Source organism: Streptomyces sp. NPDC058289, assembly GCF_042880975.1.
Taxonomy (GTDB): domain Bacteria; phylum Actinomycetota; class Actinomycetes; order Streptomycetales; family Streptomycetaceae; genus Streptomyces; species Streptomyces stoeckheimensis.
Genome location: NZ_JBHVYI010000053.1, coordinates 14,221 through 40,041 on the forward strand (window position 1 = coordinate 14,221; position 25,821 = coordinate 40,041).

Sequence of the window (25,821 nt, forward strand, 5' to 3'; positions counted from 1 at the left end):
GCTGTGTTTCCCTCCGTCCCCTGTGCTTCAGGACTTTACGGCGCCGGAGAGCAGGTCGAGGCTCCAGAACCGTTGAATGACCAGGAAGAGGGCGACGAGCGGGACGATCGCGAGGAGCGCACCGGTGATCACCAAGGTGTAGAGGGCGGGCTGGCCCGCGCCTTGCTTCAGCAGGGTGAACAGGCCGACGGTCATGGGGAACTTCTCGTCGTCGCCGAGCATGATGAACGGAAGCAGGAAGTTGTTCCAGATGGCGACGAACTGGAAGAGGAAGATCGTCACCAGCCCCGGGGACATCATCGGGACCGCGATCCTCAGGAAGATCCGCCACTCGCCCGCGCCGTCCATCCGGCCCGCCTCGACGAGCTCCATGGGAAGGGCGGCTTCGGCGTAGATCCGGCCGAGGTAGACGCCGTACGGGGAGAGGATCAGCGGCAGCAGGACGGAGAGGTAGGTGTCCGTCATGTCGGCCTGTGCCATCAGCAGGTACTGCGGGATGGCGAGGATCACCGGGGGCATCAGGACGCCCGTGAGGATCGTGTTGAAGAACGCCTCCCGGCCGCGGAAGCGGTAGACGGCCAGGGCGTAGCCGGCGAACGCCGAGACCACCGTGGACAGCACGGCGCCCAGGCCCGCGTAGAAGACCGAGTTGGCCATCCACCGCCAGTAGAGGCCGTCGCGGTAGGCGGCCAGGTCGGCGAGGTTGTCACCGAAGGCGTCGCCGGGCAGGAAGGTGAAGGTCGAGAAGAGGTCCGCGCCCGATTTGGTGGAGGCGACCAGGACCCAGGCGACGGGCAACAGGCAGTACAGCGCGCCCAGAACAAGGGCGGCGGTCGGCAGCAGAGCGGCGCGGCGCGGGCGCGGCGGTCCCTGTGCAGTGCCGGGTGTGGTGCCGGCAGCCGGGGCGGCCTTGCGCACCGGCGCCGGGGAGGCGAGCCCGGTCATCGGGTTGCTCCTTGCTTCGTACGGCGGTTGGAGACCCTGAGGAGGGCGAAGGACAGCAGGAAGGTCGCGAGGGCCAGCACCACGGCGGTGGCCGAGGCGGCGTGGATGTTCCCGCCGACGAAGGCGTCGTTGTAGACCTTCATCAGGGGGCTCCAGGTGGTGGGGATGCCGTTGGTGAGCGGCCGGAGCGTGGTCGGCTCGTTGAAGACCTGGAGGGTGGCGATGACCGAGAAGAAGAAGGTCAGCACCAGTGAGGGCGCCACCATCGGGATCTTGATGCGCAGCGCGATCTGCAACTGCGAGCAGCCGTCGAGCCTGGCCGCTTCGAACACCTCCGGGGGAAGGGAGCGCAGCGAGGTGTAGATCACGATCATGTTGAAGCCGGTGCCGCCCCAGACCGCGATGTTCGACATGGCCAGGTACAGCGGCCCGCCGTCCATCAGGTCCGGCTGCGGGAGCCCGAGGGCTTCCAGCAGGTAGGTGAAGGGGCTCACGTCCGGCAGGTACAGGAAGCCCCACAGGAGGGCCGCGATGACCCCGGGGACCGCGTACGGGAGGAAGATCGCCAGTCGGGAGAAGGAGCGGCCCCGGACCCGTTCGGAGTCCAGCAGGAGGGCGAACAGCAGGGCCAGGCCCAGCATGACGGGGACGACGATCGCTCCGTAGCCGAGGATCCTCAGGGCGCTGTGGCCGAGTTCGGAGTCGGTGAGGGCGGCGGTGTAGTTCTGCAGGCCGGCCCAGACCTCGTGCTTGGCTCCCTTGCCCAGGCCGAGCCCCTTGACCTCGATCCTGTGGAAGCTGAGCCATATCGCGTAGCCGATGGGCAGCGCGAAGAAGAGCGCGAAGAGGAGGGCTGCCGGGAGGAGGAAGCCGTACGGGGCCGCCTTGACCCCGTACGACCGCCGGACGCCCGTGGGGACGTGCGTCACTGGGCGACCTCGAAGCCCTGCTTCTTCAGGTCGGAGACGGTGCCGCCCTGCATGGCGGTGAGCGCTGCGCCGAAGCCCGACTTGGCCTTGGCGGCCTTGCCGAACTCGTCCTTGAAGGAGGTGTAGGCCACGTTCACGTTGGGGCCCCAGGCGGCGGGGGCGGTGGTCTTCGCGATCTCGGCTGCCTTCGTGTAGAAGTCGGGCTGGTCGGCGAAGAAGTCCGGGGCCTTGGCCAGTGCCCCGCCGGTCTGGGCGGCGGTGGCGGCCGGGTAGATGCCGCTCTCCTTGACCAGCGCGGCCAGCGCCTCCGGGTCCGTGTTCAGCCAGGTCGCGAACTTGGCCGCGGCGGCCTTGTGCTTCGAGTCGGTGGTGACGGCCGTGGTGGATCCGCCCCAGCTGCCGGTCGCGGGCTTCGAGGCGTCCCACTGGGGCAGCGGGGCCATGCCCCACTTGCCCTTGGTTTCGGGCGCGGCGGTGGTCAGGACGCCCGGGGCCCAGACGGCGCTGACCCAGCCGATCTGCTCGCCGGTGTTCAACGCCTTGTTCCATGCGGGGGTGTACATCGGCTGGTTGTCTATCGCCCCGTCCTCCACCAGACCGCCCCAGAAGTCGGCGACCTTCTTGGTGGCCGCGTCCTCGATGCCCACCTTCCACTTCTGGCCCTCGGTGGTCCACCACTGGGCACCGGCCTGCTGGGCCAGACCGGCGAACAGGCCGGGGTCGTTGGAGGAGAAGGTGGTCAGCGCCTTGTCGGGGGCCTTGGCCTTGAGGGCCCTGGCCGTGGCGCCGAACTCCTCCCACGTGGTGGGCACGGTCAGGCCGTACTGCTGGAACATGTCGGTCCGGTAGAAGAACATCAGCGGCCCGGAGTCCTGGGGAACCGCGTACACCGCGTCGCTGCCGAGCGTGGTCTGCTGCCAGAGGCCGGGGGCGAAGGCGTCCTTGGCACCGGCGACCTCCTTGGAGATGTCGGCGAGGGCGTCGTTGCTGACGAGGGTCGGCAGGGCCTGGTATTCGGCCTGGACGAGGTCGGGGGCCTGGTGCGCCTTGGCCGCGGTGATGATCTTGGTGACCAGGTCGTCTCCGGAGGCCTGCTTCTGGACCGTGACCTTGATGTTCGGGTTCTTCCGGTTCCAGAGCTCGGCCACCTTGTCCAAGTTGGGCGCCCAGGCCCAGTAAGTCAGCGCGACGGGGCCCGAATCGGCGGCGGCGTCGGCCTTGTCCGCGGAGTCGGAAGATCCGCAGGCGGCGAGTGCGGTGGCGCCGAGAAGGACGGCGGTGGCGGTGGCGAGGCCGCGGTACGTCGCGTGGGGCATGGGCAGTTCTCCCTGACCTAAAGGGCCTCACCCTCAGGCGGGGAGACCGATCATGCGTCTGTGAGCGTTCACAGTAGAGAAACACCCAGGACACTTGTCAATGGTTGTTCCTGTGCGGTTATGTTGCGTTCCGACAGCGAGATCATTCTGTGCACGTTCCCAGTTGATGTTCTCCATTGACTTGCCTTTCAGATGCCGACACCCAGGAGAGACCCCATGTCGCAGACCATCACGGGCCTGCACCGGCTCGCGTTCGGCGGGGACTACAACCCCGAACAGTGGCCGGAGAGCGTGTGGCAGGAGGACGCACGGCTGATGCGCGAGGCCGGCGTCACCCTGGTGAGCGTCGGGATCTTCTCCTGGGCCCTGCTGGAACCCGCACCCGGCCGGTACGACTTCGGCTGGCTCGACCGGCTCCTCGACCTGCTGCACGAGCACGGCATCCGGGTCGACCTGGCCACGCCCACCGTGGCGCCGCCCGCCTGGTTCTACCGCGCCCACCCCGAGGCGCTGCCCGTCAGCCGCGACGGCATGCGGTACTCCTTCGGTTCCCGCGGGGCGATCTGCCACAGCTCCCCCGCCTACCGCGAGGCCGCCGCCCGCATCACCACCGAACTCGCCCGCCGCTACGGCAGCCACCCCGCGCTCGCGCTCTGGCACGTCCACAACGAGTACGGCGTCCCCGTCAGCGCCTGTTACTGCCGCAGCTGCGCCGCCCACTTCCGCCGCTGGCTCCGGAACGCGCACGGATCCCTCGATGCGGTCAACGAAGCCTGGGGCACCGCGTTCTGGGGCCAGCGCTACACCGCGTACGAGCAGATCGATCCGCCGCGGGCCACGCCCACCGTCGGCAACCCCGCGCAGCAGCTCGACTACCGGCGCTTCACCGATGCCACCCTGCGCGAGAACTTCCGCATGGAGCGCGACATCCTGCACCGGCTCGCGCCCGGAATCCCCGTCACCACCAACTTCATGACCGCGCTCAGCCAGTGCGACTCGATCGACTACTGGGCCTGGGGCCGCGAGGTCGACCTCGTCACCAACGACCACTACCTGATCACCGACGGCCGGCGCACCCACGTCAACCTCGCCATGGCCGCCGACCTCACCCGCTCCGTCGCGGGCGGCGCCCCCTGGCTGCTCCTCGAACACTCCACCAGCGGCGTCAACTGGCAGCCCCGCAACCCCGCCAAGCGCCCCGGCGAGATGGCCCGCAACTCACTCGCCCACGTCGCCCGCGGCTCCGAGGGCGCCATGTTCTTCCAGTGGCGCCAATCCCGGCGCGGAGCCGAGAAGTTCCACTCCTCGATGCTCCCGCACGGGGGCACCGACACCCGGATCTGGCGCGAGGTGGTCCGCCTCGGCACCGACCTCGGCGAGCTCGCCGAAGTCCGCGGCACCCGGACGGCTGCGGACGTCGCCATGGTGTGGGACTGGCACTCCTGGTGGGCGCAGAGCCTGGAGTGGCGCCCGAGCGAGGCCCACGAGGCGCGCGAGCGCGCCGACGGCTTTTACGAGGCGCTGTACGACCGGCACCTGACGGTCGACTTCGCCCACCCGGAGGCCGACCTGTCCGCCTACCCGCTGGTGGTCGTTCCCGCGCTCTACCTCGCCACCGAGGCCGCCGGACGGAACCTGCGCGCCTACGTCGAGAACGGCGGCACCCTCGTCGTCTCGTACTTCTCCGGAATCGTCGACGAGCACGATGCCGTGCACCCCGGGCCCTACCCGGGCGTCCTGCGCGACGTGCTCGGTCTGACCGTCGAGGAATGGTCGCCGCTGCTCGACGGCGAGACCGTACGGATCGACGGGCCGGGCGGCGCCTCCCTCTCCGCCGACGTGTGGACCGAGTTCGTCGTGCCCCGTGGGGCCGAGACCGTGTGGACGTACGCCGACGGGCCGGCCGCCGGCGGGCCAGCCGTCACCCGGCACCGGCTGGGCCTGGGCACCGCCTGGTACGTCTCCACCCGGCTCGACGCTGCCTCGTTGGGCACGATCACCGCCGCCGCCTGCGAGGACGCCGGGATCGGCGCGCACGACGCGCTCCCCCGTGACGTGGAGGTCGTGCGCCGCTCCGGGGAAGGCGGCCGGTACCTCTTCGCCCTCAACCACTCCGACCAGGAGGCCGAGGTCCCGCTGGAGAGCTCCGGCACCGAGCTCCTCGGCGGCGCACCGGTGAGCGGGAAGCTCACCGTCCCGGCCGGTGCGGTCCGCGTCGTGCGCCTGGATGCCTGATCGCACCCCACGAATCCCCGCTGGGCTCCCGCCCCGCGGCAGCCGCCGTCGAAGGGACATCGACGATGCACACCGTACGAAGCACACCCCTGCGGAACCTGCCGAGCGGGCGGTACCTGCGGGGAGGGACCTGGCTGCGAGCCGCCGCCGTGACCGCGCTCACCACCCTCCTCCTGACCCCGCTGCCCGCCCATCCCGCGCAGGCCGCGACCACTCTGGCCAACAGCGGCTTCGAGGCCGACGGCACCGGCACCGCCACGCCGGCCGGCTGGACCACGTACTCGACGACCGGCCACAGCGCCGCCTCGTACACCGAGTCCGGTGGCCGCAGCGGCGGATACCGGCTCACCCACTGGTCGTCGTCCGCGTACAAGGTCGAGACCCGCCAGTCCCTGTCCGGCCTCGGCGCGGGCAGCTACACGCTGAGTGCCTGGGTTCGCTCCAGTGGCGGCCAGAGCTCCGCCTATCTCGCCCTGCGCGACTGCGGCTCCGCCGAGCAGCGCACCGATCTGCCGGCCACCTCCGACGGTGCCTGGATACGCCTCGTGACCTCGGTGAAGGTGACCGGTGGCGGCCGGTGCACGGTCAGCATCAACTCGGATGCGAGTGCGGGCAATTGGCTCAACGTCGACGATCTGGCGTTCACCGCCGGTTCGACCGGGCTCGCGGTCAAGGGGGTCGACGTCTCCTCGCTGGGGAAGAGCGAGGACTTGGGCGGTGTCTACCGAACGAGCGGCGGCGCCACCGGCGACGCCCTGACCATCCTGAAGTCCGCCGGCGCCAACTACGGCCGGCTCAAAGTGTGGGTGAACCCGGCCGACGGCTACAACGACAAGGCCCACGTCCTGGCGACGGCCCGGCGGATCAAGGCCCAGGGCATGAAGCTCCTCGTCGACTTCCACTACTCCGACATCTGGGCCGACCCCGGCGCCCAGACCAAGCCGGCCGCCTGGTCCGGGCACTCGTACACCCAGCTCACGACGGACGTCTACCAGCACACGTACGACGTGCTGAACGCCCTGAAGGCGCAGGGCACCACCGCCGACATGGTGCAGATCGGCAACGAGACCAACACCGGCATGCTCTGGCCCGAGGGGTCGACGGACAACTGGCAGCAGTTGGCGGGGCTGTTGAAGTCGGGCGCCTCGGCCGCCAAGGCGGTTTCCCCCTCCACCCAGGTGGCCCTGCACCTCGCGCACGGCGGCGACAACGCCCTCTACCGCTGGTGGTTCGACAACGCCACCGCGCAGGGTGTGAGTTACGACGTCATCGCCTTGTCCTTCTACGGGTACTGGCACGGCGCGCTGTCCTCGCTGCAGGCCAACCTGGATGACATCTCGACCCGTTACGGCAAGAAGGTGCTGGTCGCCGAGACCGCCTACCCCTTCCGGCTCGACAGCGAGGACGCCCACGAGAACATCATCGACACCACGTCCGAACTCGTCACCGGCTACCCGGCGAGCACGGCCGGGCAATCCGCCTGGCTCCGGGACGTGATGAACATCGTCGAGGCGGTACCGAACGCCCGCGGCCTCGGTGTCGTCTACTGGGAGCCGACCTGGACCGCCGTCGCCGGCAACGGCTGGGACCCGGCCGATCCCGGATCCGGCAACGGCTGGGAGAACCAGGCCCTGTTCGACTACGACAGCAAGCTGCTGCCGGCCGCGAACCGGCTCTCCCACCGCTGATCGGCCCCTGGGGAACGGATGATCACCGGTCTGCGGCCGCATCCCCGCTCAGATGCCGCGGGTGGCAGTGACGGCGCCGTCCGAGATGGCGGCGGTGAGCGCGGAGTGGTCGCGGACGGTGCGGTCGGCATAGTGGGCGGGGAGATGGTCTTCCAGAACAGAGCGTCCGGCCTCCTTGATCTGCAGGAACAGCGGGTCCTGCTCGGCGCGACCGATCAGCAGGACGATGAAGCAGCGGGTGCCGACGCTCCCGACGCCGACGGCTTCCGTGCCGCGTCGACCACCTGATAGCGGTCGAGGAGCAGGCGTCGCTGCTCGGGGAGCGTGCTGCGGTACTCGCCGAAAACCTTGCCAGCCGCCGCATGGCCAGTCGGTACGCCTGCGCGACGGCGAGGGCGGTCCGCCCCGCACGGTCGTCGCCGTGGCCCTTGTCGCGGGCGGCCACGGCCGTGCTGGCGGCGAGCCGCTTGACGTCCCATTCGAAGGGGCCGGGCAGGGCCCCGTCGAAGTCGTTGAGGTCGAACAGCAGGGCCCGCTCCCGCCCTCCTTTTCGCTCCCACCTCCCAAGCCTTGGCTCACCGGGGCTGCCGCGCACGCCGTGGCGCGGCGCGGCGCCGGAAACGGGCGTCGACCGCCGCCAACCGGCTGACGTCCTCGGCGGGGCGGTGACGGGGGCTCCGGGGCCACTGGAACCTTTGCTTCCATGGCATCCCAGGCGGGTACTCCCAAGAAGTCGGCAACGGCGGGAGTCGTCCTCCTGACGCTCGCGGCCGGACAGTTCCTGATGGCGCTCGACAGCTCCGTCATGAACGTCTCGATCGCGACGGTGGCCGACGACGTGGGTACGACCGTGACCGGGATCCAGGGCGCGATCACGGCCGCTGGTCGCCGGCAATTTCGCCGCGGAGCGCCGGCCGGGCGCGTACGGCCTGGTTGCCGCGGCGGGTGCCTCGGCAATCGCGGTGGGGCCGCTCATCGGAGGCGTCGCCACGACGTACCTCTCCTGGCGCTGGGTCTTCGCCGGTGAGGTCGCGCTCGTGCTCGGCATCGTGGTGCTCGCCCGGCGCACGGCGGACGCACCGACCGGCGTACGCCCGCACATCGACCTCGTCGGCGCCGTGCTGTCCGCCCTCGGGCTCGGGATCTTCGTCTACGGCGTACTCCGCTCGAGCGAATGGGGCTGGTTCCTGCCGAAGCCCGACGCGCCGGCCTGGCTCGGGATCTCCCTCGTCGTGTGGCTGATGCTGGCGGGCCTGCTCCTGATCCGGCTCTTCCTGTCCTGGGAGGCCCGCCTCGTGGAGCAGCACAGGGAGCCTCTGGTGGACCCGGCTCTGCTGCGGAACCGGCAGCTCACCGGCGGCCTGACGATGTTCTTCTTCCAGTACCTCGTGCAGATGGGCGTGTTCTTCGTCGTACCGCTGTACCTGTCGGTCGCACTGGGCCTGTCCGCCCTGAAGACCGGTGTACGCATCCTGCCGCTCTCCCTGACTCTGCTGGCTGCCGCGATCCTGATCCCGCGCCTTCTTCCGGACGTCTCACCGCGGCGGGTGGTGCGACTCGGCATCCTCGCGCTGCTCGCGGGCGCCGTGACGCTGCTGGCCGCACTCGATGCGGACGCGGACGCGGCCGTCGTCACCATCCCGCTCCTGCTGATCGGGCTCGGTATGGGAGCGCTGGCCTCCCAGCTCGGGGCGGTCACCGTGTCCGCGGTCCCGGACAAGCAGAGCGCGGAGGTCGGCGGCATCCAGAACGCCGTCACCAACCTCGGCGCCTCGATCGGAACGGCACTCGCCGGATCGATCCTGATCGCCGCGCTCACCGCCTCCTTCCTGACCAACATCGAGCAGAATCAGGCCATCCCGGCCGAGGTCAAGAGCCAGGCGACCGTGACGCTCGAGAGCGGCGTGCCCTTCATGTCGGATGCCCAGCTCGAGTCGGCGCTCGACGAGGCGGGCACGAGCCCGGACGTGGCCTCGGCCGCGCTCGACGCGAACGCCGCGGCGAGGCTCGACGGTCTGCGCGCCGCCCTCGCCGTCCTCGCCCTCACCGCGCTCCTCGCGATGTTCTTCACCCGGCGGATCCCGGCGACCCAGCCGCGCCCCGCGGGACCTGGAGGATGACCGCCCCTGCTACCGGGAGGGTGCGGGTGGCCGGCTGCCGTCCCCCGGCCCGCCCGTCCCCGCACCCACGCGGCCGCCGGCCGCCAGTAGTGCCAGCACGGCGAGCACGGCGAGCAGGACGAGGGCCAGGAGCAGGACCGTGAGCACCGTGGGGTGGTTCCACAGGGCGAACACGAGGGCGAGGACCAGCAGCACTCCGGTGGTGAGCAGGCGCCGACGGGCCTGCACCCACGTGCCGACCCGGCCGGTGTGCACTCCGTGGGCGGCGCCCCAGCCCGCTGCGGAGTCGGCCGCGCGCTCCGCCGTACCTCGCACACCGCGGGGCAGTCGGCCGGCACCGGACAGGTAGGCGCCGAGGGCCACCACGATCCCGAGGACCAGCGCGGTGCGGAGGCTGACCCTCAGGAACCTCACGAGGGTGTCGAAGATCGCCGCCGCGGCCGCCGGCGACTGGACCTGCTCCGGAAGGTGGTCGAGGTAGTAGCGGCGGGCGACGGCAAGGCCGATGGCGAGGATCAGGCAAGCGGCGGCCGCGCACAGCATGGTGGTCACCAGCGCGCGGCGTCGGCGCCGTGCGACCAGCACCCCGATGGTGCCGAGGACCACCGTGAGCACGGGAAGCCAGTTGCCGAGGACGTCGAGGAGGTGGACGGCTCCTCTGATCTTCGCCAGCTTGTCCGACTGGAAGAGCACCATCTGCTTGTCGACTTCGGGGATCTTCTCGGCAGGTGCGAGCCCCGCCTCGACGAGGTCCTGCTTGACGGTCTCCACGGCATCACCGATGTCGAGCGTGACGGTGCCGCCCTCGACCTCCACCGCGCCACGGCCCTCGCCGGTCAGCGCCCGCACCACGGAGGAGTGCGCAGCACGGTTGGCGGTGGTCCAGATCTTCTCGAAGCGGTCGCTCTCCACGAGGCGGGTCGCCACCTTGGAGACGGCCGCGTCGGCGGCGGAGTCCAGCTGCGGGCCCAGCGCCTTGACCGCCGTGCCCACGCGGGCCGGCAGTCCCTGGGCCTGGAGCCAGGCCGCCAGGTCGGACGTGACCTGGGCACCGTCGACCCGGACGTCGGCCGCCTCGGTGATGCGGCGCACGGCGGCCGCTTCGATCGCCGGGTCGGAGGCGAGCGGGGTGACCGTGGACACGTAGCGGTCGGTGTCCAGCACGATGTCGTGCACCCAGACCGTCAGGAGCGAGATCGGTACGAAGATGCACGTCAGCGTGATCATCACTGCCGAGACCGCACTCGTCGCGATCCGCCGGGCGCGCCCTCCGCCCTTGCGAACCAGTGCGGGCGACCCGTCTGACGGATCGGGCGGCACACCCATGGCGCTCCTTGGGGACGGAGGCGAAAGACCCGGTCCCGGCCATTGGACACGTCGCACCACGGGTCCGCGCGTTCAGTTGCGCCCACCGGGGAAGGAGCCGGGCCCCCGTGGGTCCTCCGTCACCTTGCCGGGGAGCTGACGGGCGTACGGAGCCAGCGCGTCGGCAGGGGCTCGCGGGCCACCACGTATCCAATGGCGATGGCGGCCGTCGTCACGACGAAGTAGACGATCAGCCAGGACAGCAGGACGAAGACCGAGCCGAGACTTCCGAACTGCTGCAGGCTGCGGTCCATGGCACGGGGCATGTAGATCCTCGACCCCCAGGAAACCAACTGCACCCCGGACGCGACGAACAGCGCACCGGGCAACAGGGGCAACCACGGAATCCGGGCGCCGAGCAGCAGGTGCTGGGTCCACCACCACAGCATCGTGTTGCCGACCAGCGCGAGGAAGAAGCCCCCGGCCCGACCGGCGCCGAAGGCGTCCTGCAGCGGCCCCTGGAACAACACCACCCCCAGGCAGACGGTGAGCCAGGCCAGCCACCGCCAGGCGGCGAGCCGGGCCTTGGCCTTGGGCAGGTGCCAGGACCGCTCGCACGTCATCTGCATGGCCCGGCTCCATGCGGTCGCCGACAGCAGCGTCACCGCGATCCCCACCCCGCTCACCGAGATCACGCCGCCTGTGTCGGCGTACACCGACCGCACCTGGTCCAGCGCGGCGTCCGGGAGCCCCAGTGTCGCTCGGAGGGACGAGACCACCTGCTCCCGGAGCCAGTCGGGGGCGAGTGAGGCGATGACGAAGAGGGCGGGCAGTGCACCGAGAAACGCCTGTGCGGCCAACCGGGTCGCACAGTCCAGGACGTTGACGGCGGCGAGCTGTTCGAGGATCCGGCCCAGGAACGGCGTGTGCCGGCGCATCCAACCGGGCACGGCGAGCCGGCGCGGTCTGCCCGCTGGTTCGGACACGGTGGACTCCTCACGAGGATCGCTTCGCGACGGCTGCGACACATCTTTTGCACCTGACCGCATACAGGGTGACGGTGAACGCATGAGCTCTGCCGCCCTGACACGTGACCAACGATCAATCCGGTACGCAGTGCGCGGCGGACATGCTGCTTGACCTGTTCTTCATCGGCCTGGTCATCACGCTCTACCCGTTGCCGATCATGGCCTTCGTGCTGGTGCTTTCGGCGCCCAGGGGCGTGTGGAAGGGGCTCGTGTTCATCCTCGCGTGGCTCGCCTGCCTCGTCGCCGTGATCGCCGTCGTCATCCTCCTGACAGGTGGCGAACCGCCCCCGCCCCGGTCGCCGCCTTCCAACGCCGCTCACGCGGCAAAACTGGCCATCGGCATCGGGCTGGTGCTTTACAGCGAGCACCGGCGCCGCAGGCGCCGCGATGTCCCCGCTTTCCCGGGACGTACACCTGATCCTGCTCCTGCTCCCGCTCCTGCACCTCCACCTTCCCGGTCCGGTTCCTCCGGTGGCGGCTCGCTCTCGTCCCGGATGGACCAGGCCACCGCATGGTCGGCGGCCGGACTCGCCCTGCTCCTGCAGCCCTGGGGCATGGTCGGTGCCGGAGCGGCCACCGTCGTCGAGGCGGACCTCTCCCACAGCGGGTCGTACCTGGCCCTGCTGGCCTTCTGCGTGCTCGCCACGTCCAGCCTCCTGGCCATGGAGCTGTACATGGTGTTCGCGCCCGACAGGGCTGCGCTCGCGCTGACGAACCTGCGGGCATGGCTGTCGGGACACAAGGACCGGGCCATCGTCGTCAGCTGCCTCGTCCTCGGGCTGTGGCTGGTGGGCAGGAGCCTTTACGAGCTCACGCGCTGAACCTGGAGATGCAGGCAGCCTCGACGGATGCTGCAATGGCTGCGGAGCTCTGCCCGCAAGGGATGCCCAGGAAAGATCCCGGTCCGGTGCGAGGAGTGGTCATGAGCAACGACGGGAGAGGCGGGCTCCGACCGTCACGGCGCCGCCGGTTGCTGGTGGGTTGCCTGCTCCGCTCGGCCGCATCGGCCGTCCTGCTGACCGCCCTGTTCTATCTGGCCCCCCTGGAGCGCGGGTTCGGCGTACTCACCGTCGCGCTCCTGGTCCTCGGCCTCGCGCTGTTCGGGGGTCTGGTCGCCTGGCAGGTCGCCGCCATCGCCCATGCGGAGTACCCCCGGTTGCGCGCCATCGAGGCACTGGCCACCGCCGTGCCGCTGTTCCTGGTCCTCTTCGCCGCGTCGTACTTCCTGCTCGCCGAGGAGGTACCGCAGTCGTTCTCGGAGCCCCTGAGCCGGACCGACGCGCTGTACTTCACCGTTACGGTGTTCGCGACCGTGGGCTTCGGGGACATCTCCCCCACCACCCAGGCCGCCCGCGTCTTGACCACCGTGCAGATGATCGCCGACCTGATCGTGGTGGGAGTGATCGCCAAGGTCCTCTTCGGCGCCGTCCGGATCGGGATGCGAAGACAAGGGGAAGCCGCCCCACCAGTGGAGGACGAACCATGACCGGCCGGAGCCGACGGACCGACCCGTCCGTCACCGGGACTCAGCCGGAGGAGGCGGACGTCCTTCGGGACATACTCCGCAGCCCCGGCTACCTCAAGGCGCTCGCCCTGTGTGCCCTCATCGGCATCCCGGTGTCCCTCGCCGCCTTCTGGTTCCTCGTCGGGCTGCACGAACTGGAGCACGTGCTGTGGGCGGACCTCCCCCAGGCGCTGGGCTGGGACACCCCGCCCTGGTGGTGGCCGCTTCCCCTGCTGCTCGTCGCCGGAACCGTGGTCGGCCTCGTCGTCACGCACCTGCCCGGAGCGGGCGGCCACGTCCCCGCGTCCGGACTGCACACGGGAGGCGCCTCGTCGGCCGCCCTGCCCGGAGTCCTGCTCGCCGCGGTGGCGAGCCTGCCGTTCGGCGCGGTTCTCGGACCGGAGGCCCCGCTGATCGCACTCGGCGGCGGCCTGGCCCTGATCTTCCGTGACCTCGCGCGGGCACCGGCGACCCCGCAGAGCACCGTGCTCCTGGGCGCGGCCGGAGCCGCCGCGGCCATCTCCGCGATCTTCGGCAACCCGTTGATCGCCGCGGTGCTGCTGATCGAGGTGGCAGGCGTGGGCGGGCCGCAGCTGTTCGCGGTCATGGTGCCGGCCCTTCTGTCCAGCGGGGTCGGGGCGCTGGTCTTCACCGGCCTCGGACGGTGGACGGGACTGGCGACGGGGGATCTCTCCCTGAAGCTTTCCGTGCCGTTCCCCCGCCTGGACGTGGCAGACGTGCTCTGGGCGGTGGTCATCGCCGTGGCCCTCGGCGTCGTACTGCACCCCCTGCTGGCCGGGGCCCGGGCGATCGCCGCGTACGTCGCGGCTCGGCCCCTCGTACGGACCGTCCTGTGCGCCTTGGGCGCGGCGGCCTGCGCCGCCCTCTACGCGCTGATCACCGGGCGCTCACCCGCCGAGGTCGTCTCGTCGGGCCAGGCCGGCCTCGCCGGACTGGCCGCGGACCCGCACGCCTGGGGCGTCGGCGCGCTGCTGGCCGTCCTGTTGTTCAAGGGGGCCGCCTACCTGCTCTGTCTCGGCAGCCTGCGAGGCGGCCCGGTGTTCCCCGCGCTCTTCCTCGGCGCCGTGACGGGCGTCCTCCTCGCGCCGCTGCCGGGCCTGGGAGTCGTACCCGGGATGGCGGCCGGCATGGCGGCGGCCGCGGCCACCACGCTGCGGCTGCCGGTGAGCAGCGTGGTGCTCGTGATCCTGCTGCTCGGCAGCTCCGCCATGATGCCCATCGTGATCCTGGCGGCCGTGGTCGCCTTCGTCGTCACCGAGCTGCTGCCTCCCGGGCCCACCGTGGCGAAGTAGCGGACGCCGGAGAGACACAGCAGGTGCCGACGGCCGGTGGGCGACCGTCAGGTGGTGCAGAATTCGGCCGCCAGCATGCCGTTCAGGCTGTACAGCTCCCAGAGCGGCCAGTCGCCGTTCATGTTGAGCACGAGGGCGTGGCTGCCGTCCGCCGTGGAGTAGAGGTAGCTCAGCGAACCGAATCCGCCGCCGTTGTGCCCGTACAGGACGACGGTGGAGCCGTTCTCGCAGGTGATCGTGCGGCGGGTGAGCCCGAGTCCGTAGTCGGCCTGGACGGCCTTCCAGGGGCGGCTCGCATACCAGTAGCCGGGCGTGGCCTTGTCGCCCGAACTGACCGTGCTGATCGCCGGGTTGACGATGCATTCGGGCCAGGCTCGGGCCGGGTCGCAGGGGACGCCGGGGAGTGGGGAGCCGGGGGATCCGGCCCCGGTGGGGTTGAGGTCGGTCATCATCTGCGCGAGCTGTGCCGGGGGCAGGAGTTGGCCGGCGAGCAGGGCTCGGATGAAGGTCATCAGGTCACCGCTGGTGGACACGATGGCTCCGGCCGCGCCGCCGATGGACGGGTTCCAGTCGGCGGCCGGACGGGAAAGGTGGCCCAACACCCCGCGCGGCCGCAGGTAGTTCGTGAAGAACTGGTCGTGGGGCGTCGGCAGGGTGGCCGTGGATCCGGGGAGCACGGTGTGGGTGAGGCCGAGCGGCTGGATGACCCTGCGGGTGACCTCGTCGGCCCACGGGTGTCCGGTGACCCGCTCGATGACCATGCCGAGCAGCACGTAGTTGGTGTTGCTGTAGTGCATCCCGGCGCCCGGCGCGAACTGCGGTCCGTGGGAGGCACCTTCGTCGACGAGCTGCTGGGCCGAGTAGTCGGGCAGGTTGGGGAAGCTGCTGCCGGCACTCGCCAGCACTCCCAGGTCACCGAGGTAGTTGAACACGCCGCTGGAGTGCTGGAGCAGGTTCCGCACGGTGATGGGCGGGCTGCCGGGAGGAGGGTTGAAGCACTGCCCGGTGCTCGGGTTGCAGCCCGCGACGGGGTTGGTCTTCAAGACCGGGCCCAGCAGGCCGAACACGTCGTCGTCGAGGCTGACCCTGCCGTCGGCGACGAGCTGGAGGACGGTCGTGGCGGTGAAGATCTTGGTGATCGAGGCGGCCCGGAAGGGATGGTCCGGATTGCGTACGGGTGTTCCCGCATCCGTGGCTCCCGTACCGGTCCAGGAGACGCCGTCCTTGTAGGTGCGGGCGATCACCCCGGGGATGCCGTCGCCGCCGACGGCGGTCCCCGCCTCGGCGCGCAGGGCGGCGAGCAGGGGTTCGTGGCCGTCGTGTGCGGCGGCCGGCGTGGCCGGCAGGCCCATGGCCACGACCAGGACGGTCGCGGCGGCCACCACGAGGCGGCCTGGTGTGGTGCGTGTTCTGCGCATGCCTCTCATCGCTCTCCCCCGTGCGATACCGCCGGGCGGTGCTGCCCGGCAGCGGCGAAACTACGCAGGGCCGGCCGACAAGGGAAGGGCCTTCTTCATGCGAGCCGGTCCACGAGGATCATCGCCACGTCGTCCGTCAAGCAGCCCTCGGTGTGCACGATCAATGCCATGTGCAGTTCGTCCAGGAAATCCTGTGGGGAGGTGTCGGTGGGTATCTCCTCCATGGTCTGCGCCAGGGGGAGGAAGTCGTTGTCACGGTTGCGGGCTTCGATCACGCCGTCGGTGTAGAGCAGCAGCCGGTCGCCGGGCAGGAACGGGAAGCTCTCGGGCTCGGCAGGAGGGCCGTCGTCGAGGTCTTCGAGGCCGAGCGGCAGCAGTGGCAGGGCGGGCATCAGCGCCCGAACCTTGCCCTCACGCAGCATCAGCGGAGGCGGATGGCCGCGGTTGACCAGGTACACCACCGGTTCGTCCGACACCTGGGCGATGAGCGCGGTGGTGAATCCCTCCATGAGGACTTCGGGAAGCTCCGTCTGGGAGTAAGTGCCCGGCACGGCGGCCTCTCGCCGCAGCGCGGCCGCGCAATGGTTCATGACTTCCTGCACTTCGTCCTCGTAGTGCACGGCCTCCCTGAACGCGCCCAAGGCCACCGCGACCGCGCGTATGGCGGACAGCCCTTTCCCCCGGACGTCCCCCACGATCAGGCGGACGCCGTAGCGCGTCTGCACCGCGTCGTACAGATCGCCGCCCACCAGTGCCCCGGTCCCGGCAGCGAGGCACAGACTGGCCGCCCGTACCGGACCCAAGCGCTCGGGGACGGGCCGCAGGACGACCTCCTGCGCGGCCACTGCGATCCGGCGGACCTGGTCGAGCTCGCCCTCTCTGCGCGTGCGCACCGCGTTACTCAGGATGACACTGGCCACGGACACCACGATGATCCCCAGGAAGTTGCCGATGATCAGCTGGGTCTGCGTTCCCCACGACTGGTTGTAGGTCGCAGAGGTCGCGTTCACACTCGCGGCGAGGGCTGCCGCAGACAGCGTGCCCACCGGGCCCATCGTCAGCGCTGCCAGCGCCGGCGTCGTGGTGAGGACGGGACCCGTGACCAGATCGTGTGCGGGCGAGAGCTCGATCCCCAGCACTCCCAGCGCGATCACGAACGGCGCACACTGCGCCAGCGTGAACAGGAACGCACCGTGACCGCCCGCTGCCGGCCGAGCGGACGCTCCCGGCCGACCGGGCGAGCGAGGACGTGACCTCAGAGGACGTGACCTCATGGGAACAGCCTGCCCCGCGGAAGCTGCCGCGGCCTCCCGGAAGCCCGTGACCAGCGGCACCCCCGACCGCGCCGAGCGCAGTGCGGACGGTCCGTGCCGGAGGCCGCCGCGGCCCGGACTGCGCCTGCCGCGGCGCGGACCTACGCTGATCAGGTGACGACCGCGCCGGAGACCATGGCGTTTGCGCGATGGTGGAAGCCATCCGGAGGCGGCCGGAAGGAGGTGGGGCCCATGTCCGCACCCCGGGCAGCCTCAGCCGCGGCCCGCTGCGCAGCCGCCGGAGCCGTCTGCTCGTTGATCCTCGTGGGCGCGGGGGCCGCCGGGGCCGATGACAACGGCATCGCCGACAAGAGCGCCCAGGCCATTGCGGACGCCTCTCGTGAGGCCATGTCCGGTGTCACCTCCATGCGCATGGTGGCCAAGGTGATCGACACGTCGGGCACCACCGACCTGGACCTCCGATTCGACGTGGGGGGCAACTGCGTCGGCACTGTGACGCCTCCCGGCGGTTCGGGCACGGCCGAGATCATCAAACGCGGCGACGACGTGTGGATGAAGCTCGACGATGCCCTTCTGCGCGCTCAGATACCGGGCTTGGCGGCCGATGACGCGATCGCGCTCGTCAACGGCCGCTATGTGCACGGCACTACGGGCAGCTCCGTGTTGCGCGGCTTCGCCGAATTGTGCGACCTGGACTTCTTCAAGAAGGAGTTCTCGTCGAAGCGGGCGAACGAACAGCTGGCCAAGGAATCGCGGACCACCGTCGACGGCCGCCCGGCCATCACGGTCACGAGCCGCAACGACGACGAGACGGGCACGTACCAGGTCTCCACCGAGGACAAGCCGTACCTCCTGCGGATCCAGGGCACCGAAGCGCCCGACAAGCGGGTCGAGGCGTCCTTCTCCGCCTTCGACGAGCCCGTCCCGGCCGAACCCCCCGCGCCCGCCGACTCGGTCGACGTGTCCCGGCTCCAGTAGCGCCGACGGGCATGTGCGCCGGTGACCTTCGAACCGCCTTACGCGAACCCGCCCCACACGACTGCTCCGCCTTCCGCGGCTGGGCGTGCAGGGCAGTGACCACCGTGAGGGCGCTCACCGTCAGGGTTCCGGCGGTGGCCAGGGTCGCGAGGGCGATCTTCGGCCAGGACAGGGCGCGGAGGCGGACACGCTCCCGGTCCCGCGGCCGCGGGTCGGTGCCGCGCTCGACCCGGGCCAACATGCGGGCCCGGTCGGGCAGGTGGGCTTCGGCGCTCTCCCGCAGCAGACCGCGCAGCTCGTCTGTCACCGGCTTCCTCTTCCCACCAGCTCGTCGGCGGCCCGGGTACCGAGCAGGTCAGCAGGTAGGCCAGGCGGGAGAGTTCGGCGTGGCGGCGTTCGAAGAAGGCGTGGAAGTCCGCGGCCGCTTCGTCATCGGTGATGGCCTCGGTACGGCCTCTCGGTGCGGCGGGGGCGAGCTCAGGAAGGTACCGGAGAGTAGCAGTCCGCTCGCATGCCCGTTCGGACGCCTCCGTCCGCCGGGGCCCGGTCAGCACGGTGGCGCCCATCAGCCCGTCGGGTTCCAGCCGTCGGTACCGGCCAGGTAGGCGCGGGCGGTGTGGCGTGCCGCCTGGTCCGGGCCGAGCTGGGGCCGGTCGGCTCCGGTTCCGGCGCCGGGGCCCGTGTTGGCGTACTCGGCGAACCGGGCCGACTTCCAGGAGAAGCCCCCCATGTCGGTCCACGGCCCCTCGGTCTTCACGGCCGCGGGCAGGCTCGTGTTGCGGACCACCAGCTGGCCGACCGCGCTCGCGCCGGGGTGCCAGGGCCGGCCGAGGTAGTAGGTCCGGGGCTGGGCGGGGCTACTGATCGTGCTGTCGGTGATGAGGATCCCGTACGGCTTGGCCGCGTCGGTGTTCGGTGCGGCGAGGTATCCGTTGTGACCTCCGGCCGCGGCGCCCCGGTCGCGCAGGGTGATGTTGACGTGGTCGTAGACGGCGGTGGCGTTGCCGAAGACGAAGTCGACGTCGCCCGCGACGAAGCAGTGGCGGAAGTACTGGCGGTACTGCCCGGTGGCCGAGGGAGCCCAGTTCAGGACGGTGTCCTGGTGCCCGATGAAGCGCGAGTTGAGGTACTGCTGGCGGTCGCCGGACGCGTTGAGCGCCACCGCCTGGGTGTCCTTGACGCCCGGGTGCGCCGACCTCTCCCAGGTGTTCTCGACCGTGACGCCGGTGACGGTGATGTCGTTCGCCGAGAAGGTCGCGGTGGCACTGCCCGCGGTTCCGTACGTACCGCCTCCGGGCTTCGGCGTGCCGGAGGCGTTGTCGTAGGTGATGACGACGTCCTCTGCGTTGCCGGTGGCGCCCTTGAGCGTCAGCCCGTGCTTGGAGGCGGGGACGTTCACCGTCTCCCGGTAGGTGCCGCGCGCCACGAGGACGGTGTCGCCAGCGGTGGCGGCGTCGACGGCGGCCTGTACGGAACGGTGGGCTGCGGAGCCGTCGGCGGCGACCGTCAGCGTACGGCCGCCGGCGGGCCGGGACGGGGCGGTAGCGGACGGGGCGGGAACGGGCGAGGTGGGAACGGGCGAGGTGGGCCCCTTGCCTCCGGTCTCGGTGAGGACGCCGGCGCCCGCCTTCGCCGCGAGCTTCTTCGGCAGTCCGGCGGCGGGTTCCAGTCCGGCGGTGAGGGTGGGCTTCCAGCCGACGGTGGTTTTGATCTTCTTCCCGGGGTTGGCGGCGTTGTAGGCGGCGACCAGGTCCACCGGGACGCCACCGACGAGGTTGCCGCTGCCCGCGATGGCTCCGGTGCCGTCGCCGCTGAACAGCTGGGAGGTCTTCCGGTCGGAGGAGAGCTTCCAGTGGTTGTTCTGCGCGACGACCTGGGCGCCGGCACGGGAGTTGACGCTGTAGCTGTGCGCGTAGCCCTCCGAGGCCGTGGTGTCGTAGTAGTTGTCGTACAGGTGGATCTGGCCCACTCGGGCGAGCGGGGCGCGCTGGACCACGCCCTGGAAGACGTTGTGGTGGAGCGTCACCCGGAGTTTGGTGTCCTGGTCGCTGCTGCCGATCAGCATCGTCTTGTCGTGGTTGGCGAACCTGTTGTACCCGACGGTGACCAGGTCGGAGGCGTTGGTGATGTCGAGCGCACCGTCGTGGACCTGGTAGTGGCGGCCGAAGCGGACCGGCTCGGCCGAGTCCGGGTGCGGGGTGTCGGAGAAGCTGTTGTGGTCGACCCAGACGTGGGTGGCGCCGCGCAGGCTGACGGCGTCGTAGGCGGAGTTCCAGTTGCCGGTGGAGCCGTCGGTCGGATCCCACTGCGGGAAGCAGTCCCGGACGTCGGTGAGCGAGAGGTTGCGGATGATCACGTTGTCGGCGTTCTTCACCACCAGGCTGCCGCCGGTGATGCCCGCTCCGGTGCCGGGCACGCCGATGACGGTGGTCCGAGCCGGCACCGTGAACACCATGCGGGCGGCCTGCTTGGCCTGGGCCGCCCTGCGGGCGTTCTCCTGGGCGCCGGAGGGCAGTTGGGTACGGCCCCAGACCGCGGGATCGTAGGCCTTGAGGTAGGAGTCGAGCGAATAGCCGGTGCCCGCCGCGTAGTCGGCGCAGGTCTGGGGCTTTCCGCTGTCGTCGGTGCTCGCGTCGATCAGGCCCTTGACGCGGACGATCCGCGGGGCGTCGGCCGGGCCCGCGGCCAGGGCCCTGGCCAGTTCGGCGCGGGTGGAGACGGTGAAGACGCGTGCCGCGGCCGCGGCCCGGCCGCCCGTGGTGCCCGAGCCGCTCGCGGCCCAGCCGTCCCGGGCGGGCAGCACGCCGTGGGCGAGGTCGGCGGGTGCCACGGCATCGGCCGTCACGACGAGCGGCACCGCGCCGAGACCGGCGGCGACCAGGGTGGCCACGCCGACCAGGGCGAGCCTTCGGCGCCCGATGGGGCGGCGGTGGGGGGAAGCGGACATGGGAGTGGCTCCTTGGGACGAGGTGCACTGTTCACCCCTCAATTGCCGCCGAAGCCCGAAAGGTTGCCGCGCACCCGCCGAAACCTCCGCCCCCACTCGACGAACCAGTCGACGTGGCGCTCCGACCGGCGCGAAGGCCGCCTGCCGGACCCGTGCGGCGCGCCGAGGGTCGGGCAGCGGCGGTGAGCCACGGGAAACTACGTGCCGTAGATCTCGATAACGGAGGGGTGCCATGCTCAGCGTCTTCTCTTCACCCGGTCACTACGTTCAGGGCCGTGATGCCACTGTGTCCCTGGGCCCGGAGATGGTCCGGCTCGGCCTTTCCGGCCCGGTCCTGATCGTTGCCTCCCCCAGTGCGGAACGCCTGCTCGCCACTACCTGGCAGGAGACGTTCCGGGCAGCGGGAATCGAGTACGTGCTCCACCGCTTCGGTGGCGAGTGCAGCCGCGCCGAGGTCGCCCGGATCACCGACGCCGCCACGCAGAACCTGAGCGCGGTCGTCGTCGGCGCGGGCGGCGGCAAAGCCCTCGATGCGGCGCGTGCCGCAGCGGACGACCTCGATCTCCCCATGGTCAGTTGTCCGACCGCGGCGTCCAATGACGCGCCGTGCAGCGCCCTTTCCGTCCTCTATACGCCGGAAGGCCGGTTCGACGCCTACCAACTGGTACGACGGAACCCGGCGCTCGTCCTCGTGGACAGCAGCGCTGTCGTCCGGGCCCCGGCGCGCCTGTTCTCCGCCGGCATGGGCGACGCCCTGGCCACCTGGTTCGAGGCCCGGACCTGTGTGGCGGGCCGGGTCCGCAACATGCGTGGCGGGGCACCCACGATCACGGCCGCGGCGCTGGCGGAACTCTGCCACCGCACGCTCATGGCAGACGGAGCCGACGCCCTGAAGGCGGTGAGGCAACAAGTCGTCACTCCGGCCGTGGAACGTCTCATCGAGGCGAACACGCTGTTGTCCGGACTCGGCTTCGAATCTTCGGGCCTCGCCGCGGCCCACGCCGTCCACAACGGCCTCACCGTGGTCCCCGAAACGCACTCTTACCTGCACGGCGAGAAGGTCGCCTTCGGCGTACTCACCCAACTCGTCCTGGAGGGCGCCCCCAGCAGCGAGACCACCGCGGTCCTCGACTTCTGCACCGCGGTGGGACTGCCGGTGACCCTTGCCGAACTCGGCCTCGTCGACGCAACGAGGTCCACCATCGAACAGATCGCGACACGCGCCACCGCCGAGGGGGAGACGATCCACAACGAACCCTTCGCCGTCGACGCCGAGATGACGGCCGACGCGATCACCGCGGCCGACGCCCTCGGTCAGAGCCGGCTGAAGACCAGGAACCGCGCCTGAGAACCGCCGATCGGTCCGACAGCCACGCGGGCCCACACTCCGCCGGAGTGTGGGCCCGTTCGCTTCCGTAGGCCGCGCGGGCTCTACCAGGACGACTTCGTGACTCCGGGCAGGAACCCGGCGTGCGCCTGTTCACGCATCCGCACGCGGGACAGTCCGAACTTCCGCAGGTGTCCGCGGGGCCGCCCGTCGACACCGTCCCGGTTGCGGACCCTGGTCGCGCTCGCGTCGCGCGGCTGCTTGCGCAGCTCGGCCACGGCCGCTGCCCGTTCGGCCTCCGTCGAGGACGGCCTCCGGATGATCTCCTTCAGCTCCGCCCGCCGGGTGGCGTGGCGCTCGACGATCGCCTTGCGCTTCTCGTTCTGCGCGATCTTGCTCTGCTTCGCCATCAGACCTTCACGCCCCGGGCGCGGATGCGTGCCACCGCGGCCTCGACACCGATCGTGTCGATGGCCTTGATCGCCCTGGCGCTCAGCTTGAGGCGGACGTGGCGCCCTTCACTCCGCAAGAACCGGCGGAACGATCCCGACCGGATGGTGCTGCGCAAGTTCGACCCGGTGGTCCGCCGGCACGTCGACTTCCGCGAAGAACGCTGAGCCCGTCCCCCGCCCCCCTGACCCGTCCACCTGCCTGAAGGACATGCCATGAAGCCCGGAACCCACCCCGCCTACGGGCCCGTCGACTTCCGCGACGAGGCCGCCGGCACCGCCGACCGCGTCGAGCGCTTCGAGCGCCGCTACGGGGGCGGCAAGTGAGCCTGCCCGTCGTCATCGTCTGCGGGCTGCACTCCGACGCCCGCAAGGAAGTCGTGGAGCGGCTGCTCCGGTCCGTTCCCGGCAGTGTCGCGCTCCACCACGACCTGGCCACGGCACCCGCCGGCACCGTGCTGCGCATCGTGCGCGACGCTTCGGGCGAACTGTCCCGAGGCGAGGCGCCGCTCTTCAACGACTGCGCCTGCTGCGCGCTGCGCGAGGACCTGATCCCCGAGCTCGAACGGCTCGCCCGCAGCGGAATGACGCGCTTGGCCGTCGTCGAGCTGTGGGATTCCGTCGAGCCCAAGGCGATGGCCGAGGTCGTCGCCGCGCACGGCGGCGACGTACTCGACCTCACCAGCGTGATCACCGCGGTGGACCCCGCACTCGTCCTGCCCTATCTCGTCAACGGCGACGATCTGGCGGACGTGGGCCTCGCGGCGGCCGCCTCGGACCTGCGCACGGTCGGGGACACCTGGGCCCGGCAGCTGGAGTACGCCCCCGTACTGGCCCTCGTGGACGGCAAGGACGCCGACGCCGAGGACCTCGCCCTCTTGGCCCAACTCCATCCGACCGCCCGCCGGGTGTCCGCCGGATCGGGGGACTTGGCCCAGGCGGCCTTCGCCGGCTTCGACGTGGAGACGGCGGCGGCCGCCCAGCACCCGGCCTGCGCCTTGCTGCCCCAGGAGGCGGAGGAGGCCGGAGTCACCACCTTCGTCTGGCACCGCCGCCGCCCCTTCCACCCCGAGCGGCTCTACGAGGCCCTGGAGGACCTCTGCTGCGCCGCGGCCCGCAGCCGCGGCCGGTTCTGGCTCGCCGACCGTCCCGACACCTTGCTGGCGTGGGACGCCGCGGGCGGCGCCCTGTGCGTGGAGAACGCCGGGCCCTGGCTGGCCTCCCTCCCGGACGCCGCCTGGGAGATGGTGCCGCCGATGCGCAGGGCGGCAGCCTCGCTCGACTGGCATCCGGAGCACGGGGACTGCTGCCAGCACCTCGTCTTCACCTCACCCGGCCTCGACCGCGACGAGCTGGAGCGACTGCTGGAGTCCTGCCTGCTCACGGACGCCGAGTACGCCTCGGGGCGCGAGGAGTGGCGGAGACTGCCGGCCGCCTTCGACTCGCTCCTCGACCCCGTCTCCTGACGCCCCACCGACCAGCACCTCGATCGCCCACACCGCTCAAGGAGCCCTCACGCGGGAAGGACCATGCGGCACTGTCCAGCCCGGCATCGACGGGAGTACGGGGCTGCGGGCGCCAGGTCGGCCCGAGGCCGCCGTCGTGGTACCGGCAGCCTCCGGTCAGGGGTTCAGACGGCGACCTGCGGGGTGTCGGTGGCGACGCCGTGGTGCTCCTCCTCGGGGCGTCCTTGTCGGGGCAGCAGGAAGGTGATGGCGAGGAACGCGACCAGCAGGCACGCCTGGACGACAAGGGCGTAGTGGAATCCGCCGGTGAACTCGCCGGCCTCGGCCCGGTCGAAGAACACGGAGCCGAACACGGCGACGCCGATGGAGCCCCCGATGGACTGGACCGCGGACAGGACTCCGGAGGCGGAGCCGATCTCCTCGTCGTCCACGGCGGCCAGGATGAAGCTGAACAGGGCGGCGATGACCATGCCCGCGCCGATGCCCGAGACGGCCACGGCCGGGGCGATGTCCCAGATCGAGAAGGAGGCCGCCGTCAGGCCGTCGAGTTCGAACCAGAGCAGGGTCGCGCCGGCGAGCTGGACGAGCGGACCGATCTGGAGGACCTTGCGGCCGATCCTGTCGGCGAGGACGGCGCCGCTGACCGCACCGCCGATGGCCGTGCCCACCGCGAGCGGCAGGTTGCCGAGTCCCGCGTCGCCGGCGGTGAAGTGCCGGCCGATCTGGAGGTAGAGGGTCAGCACGAGTTGCGTGCCGACGAGCCCGGCGAAGAACAGGGCGATGGCGCCGAGCCCGACGGTGAAGGCGGGCTTGCGCAGCAGGCCGGGGGTGACCAGCGGCTCACGTCCCGCCGCGGCCGTACGGCGCTGCCGCAGCGCGAACAGGGCGAACCCGATGGCCGAGGCGGCCATGGACAGCCAGGTCCACAACGGCCAGCCGTCCTCCTGCCCCTGGTTCAGCGGCAGGACGAGGAACGTGCAGGCCATCACGACCAGCGCCGCACCGGCCACGTCGATGCTCACCGTCCGGTCACCGGGCTTCTTCGGCACGCACTTCGCGGCGACGATCAGGGCCGCGACGCCGATGGGCAGGTTGACCAGGAACACCGACCGCCAGCCGAGGCCGAAGAAGTCGCCCTCGATGAGGAAGCCGCCGAGGACCGGGCCGATGATGCCGCCGAGTCCCAGTACGGGGCCGAAGATCCCGAAGACCTTCGTGAGCTCGCGACCGGAGAAGTTTTCCCGCAGCAGGCCGAGCCCCTGCGGCAGGAGCATCGCCCCGGCGGCGCCCTGCAGCAGCCGGAAGGCGATCAGCGACCCGATGTTCGGGGCCAGCGCGCACAGCAGCGAGGTGGCGGTGAAGGCGGTCAGGCCGAGCAGGAACATGCGGCGCCGCCCGTAGCGGTCGCCGAGCCGGCCGCCCAGCACGAGCCCGGCCCCCAGGGTGAGCGCGTAGCCGCCGATCACCCACTGCAGGCCGACGGAGCCGGCACCGAGGGACCTCTCCAGGTCCGGACCGGCGACGTTGACGATCGAGGCGTCCAGGAGATCCATGATGCGGACCACCGATGCGGACCGCA

18 protein-coding genes and 4 pseudogenes are annotated in these 25,821 nt (G+C 70.9%); 10 read left to right on the forward strand and 12 right to left on the reverse strand.

Going from position 1 to position 25,821, the window contains the following annotated elements:
• Nucleotides 1-27: 27 nt before the first annotated feature.
• The 3 genes from ACFVX6_RS25280 to ACFVX6_RS25290 are packed head-to-tail and all read right to left on the reverse strand — an operon-like array spanning nucleotide 28 to nucleotide 3,190.
• Nucleotides 28-945 (reverse strand): carbohydrate ABC transporter permease, encoded by a 918-nt coding sequence (locus tag ACFVX6_RS25280; protein WP_389695044.1) that lies wholly within the window; start codon nucleotides 943-945, stop codon nucleotides 28-30.
• Entirely contained in the window at nucleotides 942-1,874 is a 933-nt protein-coding gene (locus ACFVX6_RS25285; protein WP_389695046.1) for a carbohydrate ABC transporter permease, read from the reverse strand. The genes ACFVX6_RS25280 and ACFVX6_RS25285 overlap by 4 nt, the downstream gene beginning before the upstream one ends.
• A complete protein-coding gene (locus tag ACFVX6_RS25290) occupies nucleotides 1,871-3,190 on the reverse strand; it encodes an ABC transporter substrate-binding protein (RefSeq protein ID WP_389695048.1) in 1,320 nt (439 codons plus the stop codon). Before ACFVX6_RS25290 ends, ACFVX6_RS25285 begins: the two co-directional genes overlap by 4 nt.
• 216 nt (nucleotides 3,191-3,406) lie before the next feature.
• On the opposite strand from ACFVX6_RS25290, the gene ACFVX6_RS25295 reads away from it, so the two are divergent.
• Both ACFVX6_RS25295 and ACFVX6_RS25300 read left to right on the forward strand, forming a co-directional pair.
• A complete protein-coding gene (locus ACFVX6_RS25295) occupies nucleotides 3,407-5,425 on the forward strand; it encodes a beta-galactosidase (protein ID WP_389695050.1) in 2,019 nt (672 codons plus the stop codon).
• Nucleotides 5,426-5,490: 65 nt separating this feature from the next.
• The gene (locus ACFVX6_RS25300) at nucleotides 5,491-7,113 is read left to right on the forward strand and encodes an arabinogalactan endo-beta-1,4-galactanase (RefSeq protein ID WP_389695052.1); all 1,623 of its coding nucleotides are present in this window, start codon (nucleotides 5,491-5,493) and stop codon (nucleotides 7,111-7,113) included.
• A gap of 87 nt (nucleotides 7,114-7,200) precedes the next feature.
• On the opposite strand, the pseudogene ACFVX6_RS25305 reads toward ACFVX6_RS25300, so the two are convergent.
• Nucleotides 7,201-7,651 (reverse strand): annotated as a pseudogene (locus ACFVX6_RS25305) (DUF2252 family protein); the annotation flags it as partial.
• A gap of 165 nt (nucleotides 7,652-7,816) precedes the next feature.
• On the opposite strand from ACFVX6_RS25305, the pseudogene ACFVX6_RS25310 reads away from it, so the two are divergent.
• Nucleotides 7,817-9,233: pseudogene (locus ACFVX6_RS25310) on the forward strand (MFS transporter).
• A gap of 9 nt (nucleotides 9,234-9,242) precedes the next feature.
• Here ACFVX6_RS25310 and ACFVX6_RS25315 read toward each other — a convergent pair.
• Together ACFVX6_RS25315 and ACFVX6_RS25320 are read right to left on the reverse strand one after the other, a co-directional pair.
• Nucleotides 9,243-10,460, reverse strand: coding sequence for a hypothetical protein (locus ACFVX6_RS25315; RefSeq protein WP_389695054.1), 1,218 nt, complete (start codon nucleotides 10,458-10,460; stop codon nucleotides 9,243-9,245).
• Nucleotides 10,461-10,678: 218 nt separating this feature from the next.
• Nucleotides 10,679-11,524: a YhjD/YihY/BrkB family envelope integrity protein gene (locus ACFVX6_RS25320; protein WP_389695056.1), complete on the reverse strand. Its 846-nt coding sequence runs from the start codon at nucleotides 11,522-11,524 to the stop codon at nucleotides 10,679-10,681.
• Between the two features lie 143 nt (nucleotides 11,525-11,667).
• On the opposite strand from ACFVX6_RS25320, the gene ACFVX6_RS25325 reads away from it, so the two are divergent.
• The 3 genes from ACFVX6_RS25325 (at nucleotide 11,668) to ACFVX6_RS25335 (ending at nucleotide 14,383) form a co-directional block, all read left to right on the forward strand.
• The gene (locus tag ACFVX6_RS25325) at nucleotides 11,668-12,387 is read left to right on the forward strand and encodes a GAP family protein (protein ID WP_389695058.1); all 720 of its coding nucleotides are present in this window, start codon (nucleotides 11,668-11,670) and stop codon (nucleotides 12,385-12,387) included.
• 101 nt (nucleotides 12,388-12,488) lie between these two features.
• Nucleotides 12,489-13,052, forward strand: coding sequence for a potassium channel family protein (locus tag ACFVX6_RS25330; RefSeq protein WP_389695060.1), 564 nt, complete (start codon nucleotides 12,489-12,491; stop codon nucleotides 13,050-13,052).
• Entirely contained in the window at nucleotides 13,049-14,383 is a 1,335-nt protein-coding gene (locus ACFVX6_RS25335) for a chloride channel protein (RefSeq protein ID WP_389695062.1), read from the forward strand. Before ACFVX6_RS25330 ends, ACFVX6_RS25335 begins: the two co-directional genes overlap by 4 nt.
• A 47-nt stretch (nucleotides 14,384-14,430) precedes the next feature.
• On the opposite strand, the gene ACFVX6_RS25340 is transcribed toward ACFVX6_RS25335, so the two are convergent.
• Nucleotides 14,431-15,801 carry a serine hydrolase domain-containing protein gene (locus tag ACFVX6_RS25340; protein WP_389695064.1) on the reverse strand — a complete coding sequence of 457 codons (1,371 nt, stop codon included), beginning with the start codon at nucleotides 15,799-15,801 and terminating at the stop codon, nucleotides 14,431-14,433.
• Nucleotides 15,802-15,896: 95 nt separating this feature from the next.
• A complete protein-coding gene (locus ACFVX6_RS25345; protein WP_389695066.1) occupies nucleotides 15,897-16,955 on the reverse strand; it encodes a PP2C family protein-serine/threonine phosphatase in 1,059 nt (352 codons plus the stop codon).
• A gap of 351 nt (nucleotides 16,956-17,306) precedes the next feature.
• Between ACFVX6_RS25345 and ACFVX6_RS25350 the strand changes: the two genes are divergently transcribed.
• Nucleotides 17,307-18,053, forward strand: a complete 747-nt coding sequence (locus ACFVX6_RS25350) for a hypothetical protein (protein ID WP_389695068.1) — start codon at nucleotides 17,307-17,309, stop codon at nucleotides 18,051-18,053.
• A 565-nt stretch (nucleotides 18,054-18,618) separates the two neighbouring features.
• On the opposite strand, the gene ACFVX6_RS25355 is transcribed toward ACFVX6_RS25350, so the two are convergent.
• Nucleotides 18,619-21,000 carry a pectinesterase family protein gene (locus tag ACFVX6_RS25355; protein ID WP_389695070.1) on the reverse strand — a complete coding sequence of 794 codons (2,382 nt, stop codon included), beginning with the start codon at nucleotides 20,998-21,000 and terminating at the stop codon, nucleotides 18,619-18,621.
• 232 nt (nucleotides 21,001-21,232) lie between these two features.
• On the opposite strand from ACFVX6_RS25355, the gene ACFVX6_RS25360 reads away from it, so the two are divergent.
• The gene (locus ACFVX6_RS25360) at nucleotides 21,233-22,348 is read left to right on the forward strand and encodes a glycerol dehydrogenase (RefSeq protein WP_389695072.1); all 1,116 of its coding nucleotides are present in this window, start codon (nucleotides 21,233-21,235) and stop codon (nucleotides 22,346-22,348) included.
• A gap of 83 nt (nucleotides 22,349-22,431) precedes the next feature.
• Here ACFVX6_RS25360 and rpsN read toward each other — a convergent pair whose 3' ends face one another.
• Nucleotides 22,432-22,737 (reverse strand): 30S ribosomal protein S14, encoded by a 306-nt coding sequence (gene rpsN / locus ACFVX6_RS25365; protein WP_389695074.1) that lies wholly within the window; start codon nucleotides 22,735-22,737, stop codon nucleotides 22,432-22,434.
• A pseudogene (locus ACFVX6_RS25370) lies at nucleotides 22,737-22,859 on the reverse strand (50S ribosomal protein L28); the annotation flags it as partial. The gene rpsN and the pseudogene ACFVX6_RS25370, both read right to left, overlap by 1 nt.
• Between ACFVX6_RS25370 and rpmG the strand changes: the two are divergent.
• Both rpmG and ACFVX6_RS25380 read left to right on the forward strand, forming a co-directional pair.
• Nucleotides 22,852-22,944 (forward strand): annotated as a pseudogene (gene rpmG, locus ACFVX6_RS25375) (50S ribosomal protein L33); the annotation flags it as partial. The pseudogenes ACFVX6_RS25370 and rpmG overlap by 8 nt on opposite strands.
• Nucleotides 22,945-23,099: 155 nt before the next feature.
• Nucleotides 23,100-24,242, forward strand: coding sequence for a CobW family GTP-binding protein (locus tag ACFVX6_RS25380; RefSeq protein ID WP_389695076.1), 1,143 nt, complete (start codon nucleotides 23,100-23,102; stop codon nucleotides 24,240-24,242).
• A gap of 164 nt (nucleotides 24,243-24,406) precedes the next feature.
• Here the strand turns inward: ACFVX6_RS25380 and ACFVX6_RS25385 are convergent, their stop codons facing one another.
• The gene (locus ACFVX6_RS25385) at nucleotides 24,407-25,795 is read right to left on the reverse strand and encodes an MFS transporter (protein ID WP_389695120.1); all 1,389 of its coding nucleotides are present in this window, start codon (nucleotides 25,793-25,795) and stop codon (nucleotides 24,407-24,409) included.
• Nucleotides 25,796-25,821: the final 26 nt, after the last annotated feature.

Excerpts from the sequence above, each read along its gene's own strand:
- ACFVX6_RS25280 (WP_389695044.1), bottom strand. The coding sequence starts at position 945 with ATGACCGGGCTCGCCTCCCCGGCGCCGGTGCGCAAGGCCGCCCCGGCT.
- ACFVX6_RS25290 (WP_389695048.1), bottom strand. The coding sequence starts at position 3,190 with ATGCCCCACGCGACGTACCGCGGCCTCGCCACCGCCACCGCCGTCCTT.
- ACFVX6_RS25295 (WP_389695050.1), top strand. The coding sequence starts at position 3,407 with ATGTCGCAGACCATCACGGGCCTGCACCGGCTCGCGTTCGGCGGGGAC.
- ACFVX6_RS25300 (WP_389695052.1), top strand. The coding sequence starts at position 5,491 with ATGCACACCGTACGAAGCACACCCCTGCGGAACCTGCCGAGCGGGCGG.
- ACFVX6_RS25315 (WP_389695054.1), bottom strand. The coding sequence starts at position 10,460 with ATGATCACGCTGACGTGCATCTTCGTACCGATCTCGCTCCTGACGGTC.
- ACFVX6_RS25325 (WP_389695058.1), top strand. The coding sequence starts at position 11,668 with ATGCTGCTTGACCTGTTCTTCATCGGCCTGGTCATCACGCTCTACCCG.
- ACFVX6_RS25330 (WP_389695060.1), top strand. The coding sequence starts at position 12,489 with ATGAGCAACGACGGGAGAGGCGGGCTCCGACCGTCACGGCGCCGCCGG.
- ACFVX6_RS25335 (WP_389695062.1), top strand. The coding sequence starts at position 13,049 with ATGACCGGCCGGAGCCGACGGACCGACCCGTCCGTCACCGGGACTCAG.
- ACFVX6_RS25340 (WP_389695064.1), bottom strand. The coding sequence starts at position 15,801 with ATGCGCAGAACACGCACCACACCAGGCCGCCTCGTGGTGGCCGCCGCG.
- ACFVX6_RS25350 (WP_389695068.1), top strand. The coding sequence starts at position 17,307 with ATGTCCGCACCCCGGGCAGCCTCAGCCGCGGCCCGCTGCGCAGCCGCC.
- ACFVX6_RS25355 (WP_389695070.1), bottom strand. The coding sequence starts at position 21,000 with ATGTCCGCTTCCCCCCACCGCCGCCCCATCGGGCGCCGAAGGCTCGCC.
- ACFVX6_RS25360 (WP_389695072.1), top strand. The coding sequence starts at position 21,233 with ATGCTCAGCGTCTTCTCTTCACCCGGTCACTACGTTCAGGGCCGTGAT.
- rpsN (WP_389695074.1), bottom strand. The coding sequence starts at position 22,737 with ATGGCGAAGCAGAGCAAGATCGCGCAGAACGAGAAGCGCAAGGCGATC.
- ACFVX6_RS25385 (WP_389695120.1), bottom strand. The coding sequence starts at position 25,795 with ATGGATCTCCTGGACGCCTCGATCGTCAACGTCGCCGGTCCGGACCTG.